The following is a 13,355-nucleotide window of genomic DNA, read 5'->3' as shown; positions in this document are numbered from 1 at the left end:
CGGCTCAGGCGGCTGCGGGATGACGACCTACTTCGGCTCCTCGCCCACCAGCGTCTCCAGCGCGTCGAGAGCACCCACCAGGGCCGAGATGTGCTCCGGCGTGAGCTGTTCGATCCGCCGCTGCAGCTCGCGCACCCTCGCGGACCGCACGCCGGACACCATCGTCTCGCCCTCGGGCGTGGGGGTGGCGAGCCAGGCCCGGCCGTCCTGCGGGTCGGGTTCGCGCTTCACGTACCCGGCCTCGACCAGCGCGGCGACGATGCGGGACAGCGTCGGGGGTGCCACGCCCTCCTTGTTCGCGAGGTCGCCCAGGCGCATGGGGCCGCAGCGCGCGAGCGTGGCGAGCGCGGAGACCGCGCCGGGGCCGAGTCCGGGGGAACCGGTGCGTCGCAGCAACCGGGCCAGCCGGCCGATCGCCAGGTACAGACGCGCGGTCGCGTCCTCGACCTCGGCGTCAATGGGGGCCGTCACGGCTAGTCGTCCTCCTCGGCGGATTTCAGGTAGTGCTCAATCATCCCCCAACACGTGAGTACCCAAGGTAGCGACTCAGAGACCCGGCGAAGACGCTTGGGCCCAAAAGCGCTGCGGAATCCGTCCGGCCAGGCGCGCCAGCCGTCCGCCCTCGACCGCACAACGCATGGCGGCGCCCATCCGTTCCGGGTCCTGGGCCCGGGTGACCGCGGTCGCCAGCAACACCGCTGAGCAGCCGAGTTCCATCGCCAGGGCGGCGTCCGAGGCGGTGCCGATGCCCGCGTCGAGGACCACCGGAACAGAAGCGCGGGAAGTGATCAGCTCGATGTTGTGCGGGTTGCGGATGCCGAGACCCGTGCCGATGGGCGAGCCCAGCGGCATGACGGTCGCGCACCCGATGTCCTGGAGCTTCAACGCCAGCACCGGATCGTCGTTGGTGTAGGGCAGGACGACGAAGCCGTCGTCGACCAGCCGCTCGGCCGCGTCGAGCAGCTCGACCGGGTCCGGCAGCAGGGTCTCCTCGTCGTGCACCACCTCGAGCTTGACCCAGTTCGTCTCCAGCGCCTCGCGCGCCAGCTGGGCGGTCAGCACGGCCTCGGCGGACGTGCGGCAGCCCGCCGTGTTCGGCAGGACCTCGATTCCAAGGCGCCGCAACAACTCCAGCACACCGGTCTGACCTGCGGCGTCGACGCGGCGCATCGCCACGGTGGTGAGCTCGGTGCCGGAGGCGACCAGGGCCCGTTCCAGCACCGAGAGGTTCGCGGCACCGCCGGTGCCGGTGATGAGCCTGGACCGGAACTCCCGGCCCGCGATGATCAGCGGATCGTCCACGTCAGCCTCCCTGGACCGCGGTCAGCACCTCGACCACGCCGCCGTCCGGCACGATCGTCCTGTCCCACAGCGCCCTCGGCACCACGGCGCCGTCGAGCGCCACGGCCACGCCCTTCTCGGGTGCTCCCACCAGCGTCACGACCGCGGCCACCGACGTGCCCTCGGCCAAGTCGCGGGAAGTCCCGTTCACCTGTGCCTTCACGAACTTCCTCCCTGGAGCAGGTCGACGACGAGACGAGCGGTGTGCGGCGCGAGCAGGAGCCCGTTGCGGTGGTGGCCGGTCGCCGCGATGACGCCCGGCTCCAGCCACCGCACGACCGGCACGTTGTCCGGGCTGCCCGCGCGGAACCCGACGGCGGCCTCGGTCAGCGCGTACTCGGCGATGCCGGGCAGCACGGTTTCCGCGTCCCGCAACAGGTCTCGCACGCCCGCGACTGTCACGTCGGTGTCGAACCCCGCCTCGTACTGGGTCGCGCCGACGACCAGGCCGTCGTCTCGCGGCACCAGGTAGACCGGGCGGCCCGAGACCAGCGCACGGATCGTGTGACGAGGTGGCGGCAACGCGCCGGGCCGGTGCGAGAGTCTCAGGATCTCGCCCTTGACCGGCCGGATCACGTCCCTCAGCGCCGGGTGCAGCCGCCCGCTCCACGCTCCGGCCGCGATCACCGTGACCCGTCCCTCCACTGAGGACACGACCCCGGCGTCCAGACAAGCCTTCCACAGTGAGGAAAGCAACACCCTGTTGTCGACGGCGAGGTCCCCCGCCGCGTACACGCCACCGCGCACCGCCGGGCCCAGGGAGGGTTCGAGCGCCCGGATCTCCCGCGAGGTCAGCAACTCCCCCGCGTGCCGCAGGTCGGCGAGGTCGCCCGGCTGCGTCCCGACCGCGAGCGTCCCGGCGTCGAACAGCGGAACGCCGATGGACGCGGCGAACTCCGGCCACATCGCCAGGGCCTCGACACCCTGCGCCACCACGGCTTCCTCGCCAGGCCAGGCCTCCGTCAGCGGTGCGAGCATGCCGCCCGCGACCCGCGACCCGGCATGCGGCGAGCCGTCGTCGAACACGGAGACCGAGAACCCGGCCCGTGCCGCGGCCAACGCCGCGGACAGCCCGATGACACCGCCACCCCGGACGGCCACTTCCACACTGCTCAAGGCATTCACGCTCCCTGCGCCGGCATGACCCGGATCAGGTTCGACGGTCGGAGCGAACCACGCTCCCTCTCAGCCCGGTGTTCTCCAGGCTCCCGTGCGGACCGCCTTCAACATAACGGTTAACGTGCGTGCGTGCCAGGACTCGACGGAAACCTGATCAGGCAACGACTCGCCGACGCGACCCTCTACCTCTGCACGCCGAACCGGCCTGATCTGGCCGAGTTCGCGGACGCGGTGCTCGCGGGCGGCGTCGACATCATCCAGTTGCGGGACAAGTCACTCGAGGCGAAGCAGGAGATCGAGGCGATCGAGGTCCTCGCCGAGGCCACCGAACGCCACGGCCGGCTGCTCGCCGTCAACGACCGCGCGGACATCGCACACGCCGTGCAAGCCGACGTGCTGCACCTCGGCCAGGACGACCTGCCCGTCCCGCTCGCCCGCCGGATCATCGGTGACGAGGTGGTGATCGGCCGGTCCACGCACGACGTCGAGCAGATGACCGAGGCGGCCGAGGAGCCCGGCGTGGACTACTTCTGCACCGGCCCGTGCTGGCCGACCCCGACCAAGCCGGGCCGCCCGGCACCGGGACTCGACCTGGTCCGCGCCACGAGGACGGACCGCCCGTGGTTCGCGATCGGCGGCATCGACCTCACGAACCTCCACGAGGTGAAGGCGGCCGGAGCCACCCGAGTGGTCGTCGTCCGGGCCATCACCGACGCCGAGGACCCCCGCAAGGCCGCAGAGTCGTTCAAAACTGAACTTACTAGTTGAAATTTGAACTAACGTGCGTACTCTCGGAGACGTGAGCGCACCTGTGCTGTACCTGAGCCACGGGGCTCCCCCGCTGGCTGACGACGAGACGTGGACCAGAGAGCTGAAGGACTGGTCCGCCACCCTCCCGCGCCCGAAGGCCGTGCTCATGGTCTCCGCGCACTGGGAGGAGGCGCCGACCACCATCGGCGCGACGACGACCGTGCCCCTGGTCTACGACTTCTGGGGCTTCCCGCAGCGCTACTACGAGGTGAAGTACGAGGCGCCCGGCGCGCCCGAGCTCGCGAACGACGTGCGCAAGCTCCTCGGCGGCCACGTCGAGCAGGACGAGCAGCGCGGGCTCGACCACGGCGCCTACGTGCCGTTGAAGGAGATGTTCCCGGACGCCGACGTGCCGGTGCTGCAGATGTCGATGCCCACGCTCGACCCGCGTGAGCTGCACGAGATCGGCCGCAAGCTCGCGCCGCTGCGGGACAGCAACGTCCTGATCGTCGGCAGCGGGTTCATGACGCACAACCTGAGCTGCGTGAACTTCCCCGCCGGACCGGACTACGAGCCGCCGTCGTGGTCGAAGGAGTTCGACGACTGGGCGCACCGGCAGCTCGCGAACGGCGACGTCGACGCGTTGCTCGACTTCCAGGTGAAGGCGCCGGCCGCCGGCATCGCACATCCGAGGACCGAGCACTTCGCGCCGTTGTTCGTGGCGCTCGGCGCGGCCAGCGACGAGAAGGCCCGCACCAGCGTCGAAGGCTTCTGGTACGGGCTCTCCAAGCGGTCTGTGCAGTTCAGCTAGGCCGTGTCCCGGAAGTTCGTCCGGTGGCAGGCGCGGGCGAGAGACCCGGAGACGGCGCCGCCGCGCCGCCCTCATACCGGGCGTATTCGGGCGTCGCGGCGGCGCCGTCTCCGGGGCCCTCGGCCGCTACTGCCGCCCGACGGCACTTCCGGGACACGGCCTCGCAGCGCCCTCCAGGAACAGGGTGACGAACCTCCGTGCGGCGGCGGGCGTCCCGGCGCGGACGCCCCCGCTGGCCATGAGGAACAGCACCATGTCGTCGACCGAGAAGTCGGCCCGCAGCCTTCCGGTCGCCTTGGCCCGGCGGATGAGCTCGGCGAGCGACCGGAACGCCCTGTCGCGCACCGCGGCGAAGTCGATCGCGTGCGGATAGGCGGTCGTGAACGCCGCCGAGAACCCGCGGTCCAGCACGTGGAGCAGGCAGATCCGCTCCACCGTCCCGCAGAACCCCCGCCACGGATCGGGATCCGCCAGGCCCTCGTCGACCGCGGCCGTGCAGACCGCCATCTGTTCCGAGAAGGCCTCCACCACGAGCGCCTCCTTGGTGGGGAAGCGGCGGTAGAGGGTCGCCGGGCCGACCTCCGCCCGGCGGGCGATCTCGCGCATCGGCACGTCCAGCCCCTCCGCGGCGAACGCCTCACGTGCGACCGCCATGATCCGGTCGCGGTTGTCCCGGGCGTCCGAGCGCAGGTTGTGAGTCAGATTTCCCGTCACCGTCTCAGTTTCGGCTAAGTGGACGCCCTGTTCCACTAATTTCGCGACCATGCGAGCACTTCAGTTCTCCCAGTACGGCGACGCCGACGTCCTGCACGTCGCCGAGATCGCCAAACCGCACGCGGGCGCCGGCCAGATCCGCATCGCGGTGCGCGCCTCCGGTGTCACCCCCTCCGACGCCGGACTGCGCGCCGGACGGTTCGGTCAGCGGTTCCCGCTCCCGCTCCCGCACGTGACCGGCCTGGACGCGGCCGGTGTCGTCGACGAGGTGGGCGAGGGGGTGACCGGTGTCCTCGAGGGTGACGAGGTGTTCGGCATGGTCGACCTCGCACGACTCGGAGGTGCCAACGCCGAGTACGCGGTGCTGGCCGCGTGGGCGCCCAAGCCGGCGGCTCTGAGCTGGGAGCAGGCGGGCGGTGCGGCAGGCAACGTGGAGACCGCGACGAGGGCGCTGGACCTGCTCGGGGTGCGCGACGGCACGACGTTGCTCATCGCCGGAGCGGCGGGCGGTGTCGGCACGGTGGCCGTCCAGCTGGCGATCGCGCGGGGCGCGAAGGTGATCGGCACGGCCGGGCCCGCGACCCAGGACTTCGTCGCGGAGCTCGGTGCGATCCCGGTCGTCTACGGCGACGGCCTGGCCGACCGGGTCTCCGGGGTGGACGCGGTCCTGCACTGCGCGGGCGCGGTGGCCGACCTGGTGGCCATCGCGGGCTCCCCCGACCGCGTCCTGACGATCGCCGACCTGTCCGGCGAGCACGGGATCCGGCTCTCCCACACGGCGGGTGGTCCCGGCTCCGACCCGCAGGCCCTGCACGGTCTCGCCATCGCGGCGGCACTCGCCGAGCAGGGCTCCTTCACCGTTCCGCTCGCCGGGGTGTTCCCGCTCTCCCGCGGCGCCGACGCGCACAGGCTGAGCGAGACCGGGCACGCCCACGGCAAGATCGTGCTCGTCACCGGCTGAGAACGCGAAAGCGCTGCGACACCGGGGTGTCGCAGCGCTTCACGGTGTTGCAGGCACTAGCCCCGCGTGAGGGTCAGGCCGTAGCGCGACAGGATCGGGTTGAGCGGCTGGAAGTACGTGGTGCCGCCGGACGAGCAGTTGCCCGAACCGCCGGAGGTCACGCCCTGGGCCTGGCCGAAGCCGGAACCCGCCACCCACGAACCACCCGAGTCGCCGCCCTCGGCACAGGCGTTGGTGCGGGTGAGGCCCCGGACCGAGCCCTGCGGGTAGTTCACGGTCTGGTTCTTGGCCTGGACGGTGCCGCAGCGCCACCCGGTCGTCGAACCGGAACGGCAGATCTGGGCGCCGACGGCGGCCTCGGTGTTGCCGCGGACGATCACGTTCGTGCCGTTGTAGCGGTTGACCCACGGACGCGGGGTCCAGTTCGCGTTGGTGCGCACCCAGGCGTAGTCGTTGCCGGGGAACACCGAGCCGGCGAACGTGCCCTGTGCGACGCGGTTGTAGCCGGAGACAGCGGTGCCCGTGGAGCCGCAGTGGCCGGCGGTGACGTAGCCACCGGACACCGAGAAGCCGAGCGAGCAACGGCCGCCGCCCATGTAGATGGCGTCACCGCCGCGCAGGTCGTACAGCGGGGTCGGGCTCTCGGTCACCTCGGCGACCTTGACCGCACCGCTGATCGACTTGGCGGTCGCGATCCACTTGTCCGCGGCCGCGTCGCGCACGTTCTTGTTGACCTCGACGACGACGCTGTTCGACTGCTCGTCGACGCGCCAGCTCGTGATCGCCGCGGGGGCGGTCATGAGGTCGAGGACCGACTTGGTCCCGGTCAGCTGGGACAGGGAGTTGGCGACGACCTTGGTGTCCGCGCCGGTCACGGAGAGTCCCGACTTGGTCACCGCCACCGTCAGTCTGCCGGTCGCCTGGTCGATCCAGGCTCCGCCGAACGCGTCGCCCAGGGAGGACTTCGCGGACTCCGCGATTTGGCCTGACTGGGCGTCATTGGCCAACCGGACGCGTGCCTGGTCAGCGTTCAGGCCCAAATCACGCTGGACCGCTTGGAGCAATTCGGCCGGGTAGCTCTCCGTATCTGAACCGGATGGGGCGACCGGTGCGGCAGGGGCGCCAAACGCCGGTACGCTGAGAGCAGTGACGACTCCGGTGGCGAGCAACACGGCACCGGTTACACGGGCCGCACTCGTGCGGTTCATCAAGCGTCTCCCTCACTTTCGGGTGCAGGGGAACCCGAGAGATCGGTTGCAGGGACCTCTCTCGGGGGCTCTAGGGGGACGGGTGGTGGGGCGGCGGCAGGGGTCGCCCCACCCCTCCCGTCCCGTCGAATCCGGTGCAGGCGCTGCGTCCTCCACCGAAGGCGCCGGGCTCAAGCGGACGTGCCACGAGCCTCATTGCGCCTCCTTCCGGTCTCTTTCGGACCGAGTCCTTTCGCCCGTTCGAGTGAAGTTGCGGAACTCTTGGCTATGACGCCCCGCCTCGAACGTGAACGAAGTGTGTCACAGCTCACGACAGATCAACTGCGGCGCGTAGCAATTGACAGTTAACTATCGCTCAACGTAGTGACGTGATCACCGAATGGGGTCGGTGGTGGACGGAGGCGTCGAGCTGTCCGTCGGCTGTCGGGATTCTGTCGAGGACGACGGGGGCGAGGTCGTCGTCGTGCTCCCGGACGGGGACTGGCCGGACGTGCCCGGAGGGACCGTCACCGTGATCGTCTCGGTCTTCGTCGTCTCGGTGTGCGTCTCGACGTAGGTGCTCGTGGACGGTGTGGCCGGATCGGCCGTCACGGGCTTGCCGGTCACCAGCTGGACGCTCGTCGCGGTGAGGACGGTCACCACGAACACGAGCAGACCGCCGACAGCGATTACCTGCCAACGCTTCTCGCGTTCCATGGAACGTTGGTAGAACACGGCGCCCACTGTGGTCACGACGCTCGCGAGGACCGCACCGACGATGGTGCCGACGAGGTTGAGGCGAAGGCTCAGCACGGCCGCGGTGGCGGCGGCGAGCACACTCGCGATGAGCTTGACCGGGGTGATCTTCTCCTTTTCAGACATGACACACGTAGGACGTTGGGCACAGTTCACCGGTTGTGCGCCGGTGACGTGCATCATCGACACATGCGCCTGGTGACTCTCGAAGACGTCCACGCGGCCGCCGCCGCGATCGCCCCGCATGTCGTCCACACCCCGTTGCTGCCCTTCGACTCCGGCCTGTGGATCAAGCCCGAGTCGCTGCAGCCGATCGGTGCGTTCAAGCAGCGCGGCGCGGTGAACGCGTTGTCCCGCATACCTTTCGAGGACCGGGCGCGCGGTGTCGTGGCGTACTCGAGCGGTAACCACGCGCAAGCGGTCGCCTACGCGGCCAAGATCCTCGGCATGCCGGCCGCGATCGTCGTGCCGGAGAACACGCCGCAGATCAAGATCGACGCGACGCGGGCGCACGGCGCCGAGGTCTTCGTCGTCGGCATCACCGAACGCGAGTCGCGCGCCTACGAACTGGTCGAGGAGCGCAAGGCGACGCTCATCCCGCCGTTCGACCACCCGGACGTGATCGCCGGGCAGGGCACCATCGGCCTGGAGATCTGCGCCGACCTCCCCGACGTGGCGACGGTCCTGGTGCCGGTGAGCGGCGGCGGGCTGATCTCCGGTGTCGCGGCGGCGGTGAAGTCGTTGCGCCCCAACGTCCGCGTGATCGGCGTCGAGCCCGAGCTGGCCGGTGACACCGCCGCGTCGTTCGCCGCCGGCGAGCTGGTCCGCTGGGACGCGCACGACCGCGCCCGGACCGTCGCGGACGGACTGCGCGCCGAGGCCTCCGAGCTGACGTGGGCGCACATCCGCGAGTACGTGGACGACGTCGTGACCGTCTCCGAGGAGGAGATCCGGGAGGCGGTGAGGCAGATCGCCCGCCGCACGCGGGTCGTGTCCGAGACGAGCGGCGCCGTCGCCGTCGCCGCCCACCTGAACCGCGAACTGCCGGCCGGTCCGGCCGTCGCGGTGGTCTCCGGCGGCAACATCGAACCCGCCCTGCTCGCGTCGATCCTCGGATGATCGCGCTCCCAGACGTCCGTTCGGCGGCGGCGGTCATCGCACCGCACGTGGTGCGCACGCCGCTGCTGCCGTTCGGTCCCGGCTGGCTCAAACCGGAGAACCTGCAGCCCGTCGGAGCGTTCAAGCTCCGGGGCGCGCTGAACGCGCTGGCACGCCTGGAGAACCGCGCCAACGGAGTAGTCGCCTACTCCAGCGGCAACCACGCGCAGGCCGTGGCGTTCGCCGCTCGCCTGCACGGCGTGCCGGCCGCGATCGTGATGCCGGACAACACCCCGGCGGTCAAGGTCGAGGCCACGAGGGCGCTGGGTGCCGAGGTCTTCATCGTCGGCATCACCGAACGCGTCGAGCGCGCCGAGGCCCTGGTGGCCGATCGCGGCGCGGCGCTGATCCCGCCGTTCGACCACCCCGACGTGATCGCCGGCCAGGGCACCATCGGCCTGGAGATCCTCGCCGACCTGCCGGACGTCGAGGCCGTCGTGGTGCCCATGTCCGGTGGTGGGCTGATCTCCGGTGTGGCCACGGCGATCAAGTCGCTGCGCCCGGACGTCCGCGTGATCGGCGCGGAGCCCGAACTGGCAGCGGACATCGCGGAATCGCTCAAAACGGGCGAACTGGTGCGCTGGGACCCCCTGAAACGGGCTCAGACGGCCGCTGACGCCCTGCGGGACGAGCCCTCGGCTCTCACCTGGGCGCACATCAGCGCGTACGTGGACGACGTGATCACGGTGTCGGAGGACGAGATCCTCGCGGCGGTGACCGGCCTGGCCCGGCGGGCGCGGCTGGTCGCCGAGCCGAGCGGGGCCGTCGCGGTGGCGGCGCAGGCGAAGATCGGCGGGGGTGGCGTCGCCGTCGTGTCCGGCGGCAACGTCGACCCCGCGCTACTGGCGCGCCTTCTCGCCGCCTGACCGGATGTGCGTCGGCGGGCCTTCCACGCCGCAGTGCAGGCATTCGCCGGGGTGCGGGGCCTCCTGCTGCTCCGGCGCCGCGGCGAGCACCCGGTTGTCCACGCCCAACGCCAGCAGACCGCCGATGATCGCGGCGACCGAGCACAGCACGAGGGCCGTCTGCCAGCCGTCCGTCATCACGGCGGGGTTCGTGTAGTCCTCACCCATCAGCCCCACCGCCGCGGGCAGCACGGCCATCGCGAGCAGGCTGCCGGTGCGGGCCACGGCGTTGTTCACGCCGGACGCCACACCCGCGTGGTGGTCGGGCGCCGAGGCCAGCACCGTCGCCGTCACCGGGGCGACGACCACCGCGAGACCGATGCCGAACAGCACCACGCCGGGCAGCACGCCGAAGACGTACGAGGCGCCCGGAACGGCGTTGCGCAGCAGCAACATGCCGAGGCCGACCAGGATCGGGCCGACGACGAGCTGCAGGCGCGGCCCGTGGCGCTGGGCGATCCGCCCGGACGTGGCGGACGCCAGCAGCATGATGATCGTGATCGGCACGCTGGCCAGGCCGGACGCCGTCGGCGAGTACCCGAGGGAGATCTGCAGCTGCAGCACGAGCAGCACCATGACGCCGCCGAGCGCCGCGTAGACCAGGAACGTCAGGACGTTGGAGACCACAAACGTGCGGTTGCGGAACAGCTCCGGCGGCACGAGCGGGTCGGCGGAGCGCTTCTGCACCACCCCGAACGCGATCATCGCGGCCACGCCCGCCGCCGCCAGCACGTACGACTGCTCGACGAGCCCGCCGGTCAGCAGGGCGAGGCCCAGCGCGCCGACCAGCGCGGACAGGTAGTTCGGGTGCCCCGCCGCCTCGTCCTTGGACTCCGGGACGAACCGCAGCGCGAGGTACACGCAGAGCGCGGCCACCGGCAGGTTCACCAGGAACGCGAGCCGCCACGACCAGGCCTGCACCAGCAGCCCGCCGACCAGCGGCCCGACCGCCGTGGCCACACCGGACAGTCCGGACCACGCGCCGATGGCGCGCGACCGGTCCTCCCGGTTGAACGACGACTGCAGGATCGCCAGCGCGCCCGGCGTCAGCAACGCCGCGCCCACGCCCTGCAGCACACGTGCCGCCACCAGCACCGGAACGTTCCACGCGGCACCGCACAGCAGCGACGCGACGCCGAACCAGACGACGCCGACCACGTAGACCCGCCGCCGGCCGAACCTGTCGCCGAGCGAACCGGCGGCCAGGATCAGCGAGGCCAGCGCCAGCAGGTACCCGTTGAGGATCCACTGCAGGTCGGTCACCGACGCGGAGAGCTCCGCGCCGATGCGGGGCAGCGCCACGTTGACGATCGTGCCGTCGAGCATGGCCATGCCCGACCCGAGGATCGTCGTCGTCAGCACCCACCGGGCTCGTGGCGTGCCCCAGGCGATCAAGACGGCCGGTTCAGCGTGGCGACGAACTTGTAGCGATCACCCCGGTAGACCGATCGGACCCACTCGATCGGATTGCCCTCGGTGTCGAACGAGTGCCTCGACAGCAGCAGCATCGGCAGGCCGATGTCGGCGCCGAGCAGCTCCGCCTCCTCCGGGGAGGCGAGCGCCGTCTCGATCGTCTCCTCGGCGTGGCCCATCTCGACGCCGAACCGCTCGGACAGCACCTGGTACAGCGAGGCGCCGGGTGCCAGGTACCGGCGCAGCCCGCGGAAGCGGCCCAGCGCGAGGTGCGTCGTCTCGATGGCCATCGGCTCGTTGTCGGCGAGCCGCAGGCGGTGCAGTCGCAGGACCTTGGCACCGGGACGGACGCCCAGGTACCGGGCCAGCTCGGCCTCCGCCGGCATCTCCGAAGCCTCGATCAGCTTCGACGACGGCACGCGGCCCTGGGCCCTCATGTCCTCTGTGTACGAAGACAGCTGCAACCTCTGGGCGACCTTCGGTTCCGCCGCGAAGGTGCCCTTGCCCTGCACTCGGAGCAACCGGCCTTCGACCGTCAGCTCGGCAAGCGCCTGGCGAACGGTCGTCCTGGAGACGTCGAACTCCGCAGCCAGCGACCGTTCCGTGGGGATCGGCGAACCGGGCGGCAACGCCCTCAACAGGTCGAGCAGGTGCCGCTTGAGACCCCAGTACTTGGGTTCGCGTTGCGCCCGCGTCCTGGCGTCCACGCCTGATGCAGGCGTCGTCTCCAGCATGGCCTCCTCCTCGCACTCCATGTCACGCATCACAAGGATGCCTTGTCCGTGTCGATTCGTGCGTTCGAACCCCCGACATCCGTCCCGAAATTCGTCCGATGACTTCGCAACGTCTTGGCAACGCGCTTGACAGACGCGGTGACGCAGCACACGCTGTTCCGCATTGGTCTACACCACTTGGACGTTCCGGCCGAGTGCCGGGCTTGGTGAAAGGGCGCGAACTGTGAAGGGCTGGAGAGGACTCGCTGCTGGTGCCGCCGCGCTGGCAGTGGCCGTGTCAGGCTGTGGCACGAGCACGAACAGCGGTAGCACCACGGAGACCAAAGAGATCACCGTGTGGCTCATGGACGGCTCCGCGCCGACGACCCTGACCGACGCCTTGAACAAGGAGTTCGAGTCGGCGAACGGGATCAAGGTGAAGTACGAGGTCCAGAAGTGGACCGGCATTCAGGAGAAGCTGACGACCGCGCTGGCCAGCAGCACGCCGCCGGACGTCATCGAGCTCGGCAACACCCAGATCGCGGGCTTCGCCGACCAGGGCACCCTGGCCGACCTGACCGCGGACGCGAGCCAGTTCAACAGCGGTGAGTGGCTCGGCGGTCTGAAGGACTCGCTGACGCTCAACGGCAAGCAGTTCGGCGTTCCGTTCTACGCCGCGAACCGCACCGTGATCTACCGCACGGACCTGTTCCAGGCGGCCGGCATCACCACGCCGCCGACCTCGCGTGCCGAGTGGATCGACGCGATCAACAAGCTCAAGGCCGCGAACGCGTCCAACCCGGACTTCCAGGCCCTGTACCTGCCTGGTCAGTCCTGGTACTTCCTGCTGTCCCTGATCTGGGACGAGGGCGGCGACATCGCCAAGCAGGACAACGGCAAGTGGACGAGCACGCTGGACAGCGCGCAGTCCAAGGCCGGCTTCGAGGCCTACAAGGCCCTCTACGACGCGTCGGCCGCCAAGAAGGCGCCGGCTGACACCGACGAGGCGAAGCCGCAGCAGTACGAGGTCTTCCAGACCGGCAACGTCGGCATGATGATCGGTCTCCCGTGGGAGCTCGGCAGCGCCGTGAAGGACAAGCCGGAGCTCAAGGACAAGACCGCGGCGTTCCCGATCCCGTCCAAGAAGGCCGGCACGACCGCCCCCGTGTTCCTCGGTGGCTCGAACCTCGCCATCCCGACGGCCAGCAAGAACGCCGCCGCGGCCAAGAAGTGGCTCGCGCTGCTGTCGTCCAAGAAGTACCAGGACATGCTCGCCGAGGGTGGCGCGGTTCCCGGTACCTCGAAGGACACCTCGAAGCTCGAGACCAACGCGGTCGGCAAGGCGCTCGCCGCCTCCGCGCCGAACGGCAAGGTCACCCCGAGCTCGCCGAAGTGGGGAGCCGTCGAGGCGGGCCAGAACCCGCTGAAGGACGCGCTCACCGCGTACCTGTCCGGCGCGAAGCCGCTGGACCAGGCGACGAAGGACGCGAGCGACGCCATCACCAAGGCCTTGGGCTAGCCCAGCTG

The 13,355-nt window shown here is 70.4% G+C and carries 15 protein-coding genes and 1 riboswitch; of the genes, 6 read left to right on the top strand and 9 right to left on the bottom strand.

The window, feature by feature from the left end:
* Window positions 1–27: 27 nt before the first annotated feature.
* The 4 genes from ORI60_RS33305 to ORI60_RS33290 form a co-directional block, all read right to left on the bottom strand.
* Window positions 28–471 (bottom strand): MarR family winged helix-turn-helix transcriptional regulator, encoded by a 444-nt coding sequence (locus tag ORI60_RS33305; protein ID WP_229693556.1) that lies wholly within the window; start codon window positions 469–471, stop codon window positions 28–30.
* Window positions 472–546: 75 nt separating this feature from the next.
* Window positions 547–1,302, bottom strand: coding sequence for a thiazole synthase (locus ORI60_RS33300; RefSeq protein WP_266041969.1), 756 nt, complete (start codon window positions 1,300–1,302; stop codon window positions 547–549).
* A 1-nt stretch (window position 1,303) separates the two neighbouring features.
* On the bottom strand, window positions 1,304–1,504 hold the full coding sequence (gene thiS / locus ORI60_RS33295) for a sulfur carrier protein ThiS (protein ID WP_030480600.1): 201 nt from the start codon (window positions 1,502–1,504) through the stop codon (window positions 1,304–1,306).
* A complete protein-coding gene (locus ORI60_RS33290; RefSeq protein WP_323055972.1) occupies window positions 1,501–2,448 on the bottom strand; it encodes an FAD-dependent oxidoreductase in 948 nt (315 codons plus the stop codon). The genes thiS and ORI60_RS33290 overlap by 4 nt, the downstream gene beginning before the upstream one ends.
* Window positions 2,449–2,451: 3 nt before the next feature.
* Window positions 2,452–2,563: riboswitch (TPP riboswitch) on the bottom strand.
* A 26-nt stretch (window positions 2,564–2,589) separates the two neighbouring features.
* Here ORI60_RS33290 and thiE point away from each other — a divergent pair.
* Window positions 2,590–3,228 carry a thiamine phosphate synthase gene (gene thiE / locus ORI60_RS33285; protein ID WP_266041967.1) on the top strand — a complete coding sequence of 213 codons (639 nt, stop codon included), beginning with the start codon at window positions 2,590–2,592 and terminating at the stop codon, window positions 3,226–3,228.
* A gap of 31 nt (window positions 3,229–3,259) precedes the next feature.
* On the top strand, window positions 3,260–4,021 hold the full coding sequence (locus ORI60_RS33280; protein ID WP_266041966.1) for a dioxygenase: 762 nt from the start codon (window positions 3,260–3,262) through the stop codon (window positions 4,019–4,021).
* Window positions 4,022–4,147: 126 nt separating this feature from the next.
* Here ORI60_RS33280 and ORI60_RS33275 read toward each other — a convergent pair whose 3' ends face one another.
* Window positions 4,148–4,735: a TetR/AcrR family transcriptional regulator gene (locus ORI60_RS33275; protein WP_416234531.1), complete on the bottom strand. Its 588-nt coding sequence runs from the start codon at window positions 4,733–4,735 to the stop codon at window positions 4,148–4,150.
* A 49-nt stretch (window positions 4,736–4,784) separates the two neighbouring features.
* Here ORI60_RS33275 and ORI60_RS33270 point away from each other — a divergent pair, with 49 nt between their 5' ends.
* Complete coding sequence (locus ORI60_RS33270) at window positions 4,785–5,696, top strand: NADP-dependent oxidoreductase (protein ID WP_266041965.1); 912 nt, start codon at window positions 4,785–4,787, stop codon at window positions 5,694–5,696.
* Window positions 5,697–5,752: 56 nt separating this feature from the next.
* On the opposite strand, the gene ORI60_RS33265 is transcribed toward ORI60_RS33270, so the two are convergent.
* A complete protein-coding gene (locus ORI60_RS33265; protein WP_323055970.1) occupies window positions 5,753–6,703 on the bottom strand; it encodes a S1 family peptidase in 951 nt (316 codons plus the stop codon).
* A gap of 573 nt (window positions 6,704–7,276) precedes the next feature.
* Window positions 7,277–7,765 (bottom strand): hypothetical protein, encoded by a 489-nt coding sequence (locus ORI60_RS33260; protein WP_266041963.1) that lies wholly within the window; start codon window positions 7,763–7,765, stop codon window positions 7,277–7,279.
* 63 nt (window positions 7,766–7,828) lie between these two features.
* Between ORI60_RS33260 and ORI60_RS33255 the strand changes: the two genes are divergently transcribed.
* Window positions 7,829–8,758 (top strand): threonine ammonia-lyase, encoded by a 930-nt coding sequence (locus tag ORI60_RS33255; RefSeq protein WP_266041962.1) that lies wholly within the window; start codon window positions 7,829–7,831, stop codon window positions 8,756–8,758.
* Window positions 8,755–9,663: a threonine ammonia-lyase gene (locus ORI60_RS33250; RefSeq protein ID WP_266041961.1), complete on the top strand. Its 909-nt coding sequence runs from the start codon at window positions 8,755–8,757 to the stop codon at window positions 9,661–9,663. The genes ORI60_RS33255 and ORI60_RS33250 overlap by 4 nt, the downstream gene beginning before the upstream one ends.
* On the opposite strand, the gene ORI60_RS33245 is transcribed toward ORI60_RS33250, so the two are convergent.
* Both ORI60_RS33245 and ORI60_RS33240 read right to left on the bottom strand, forming a co-directional pair.
* Window positions 9,637–11,064, bottom strand: a complete 1,428-nt coding sequence (locus tag ORI60_RS33245; RefSeq protein ID WP_266041960.1) for an MFS transporter — start codon at window positions 11,062–11,064, stop codon at window positions 9,637–9,639. The two genes, ORI60_RS33250 and ORI60_RS33245, sit on opposite strands and share 27 nt — an antisense overlap.
* Window positions 11,065–11,093: 29 nt before the next feature.
* Complete coding sequence (locus ORI60_RS33240) at window positions 11,094–11,849, bottom strand: GntR family transcriptional regulator (RefSeq protein ID WP_030480591.1); 756 nt, start codon at window positions 11,847–11,849, stop codon at window positions 11,094–11,096.
* Window positions 11,850–12,072: 223 nt separating this feature from the next.
* Between ORI60_RS33240 and ORI60_RS33235 the strand changes: the two genes are divergently transcribed.
* Complete coding sequence (locus ORI60_RS33235; protein ID WP_266041959.1) at window positions 12,073–13,347, top strand: extracellular solute-binding protein; 1,275 nt, start codon at window positions 12,073–12,075, stop codon at window positions 13,345–13,347.
* Window positions 13,348–13,355 lie beyond the last annotated feature (8 nt).

Source organism: Lentzea sp. NEAU-D7 (assembly GCF_026242055.1).
GTDB lineage: Bacteria > Actinomycetota > Actinomycetes > Mycobacteriales > Pseudonocardiaceae > Lentzea.
This window is presented reverse-complemented; position numbering and strand designations above follow the sequence as displayed.

Coding starts and splice junctions, on each gene's coding strand:
- ORI60_RS33240 (WP_030480591.1), bottom strand. CDS start 11,849: ATGCTGGAGACGACGCCTGCATCAGGCGTGGACGCCAGGACGCGGGCG.
- ORI60_RS33255 (WP_266041962.1), top strand. CDS start 7,829: ATGCGCCTGGTGACTCTCGAAGACGTCCACGCGGCCGCCGCCGCGATC.
- ORI60_RS33250 (WP_266041961.1), top strand. CDS start 8,755: ATGATCGCGCTCCCAGACGTCCGTTCGGCGGCGGCGGTCATCGCACCG.
- ORI60_RS33270 (WP_266041965.1), top strand. CDS start 4,785: ATGCGAGCACTTCAGTTCTCCCAGTACGGCGACGCCGACGTCCTGCAC.
- ORI60_RS33260 (WP_266041963.1), bottom strand. CDS start 7,765: ATGTCTGAAAAGGAGAAGATCACCCCGGTCAAGCTCATCGCGAGTGTG.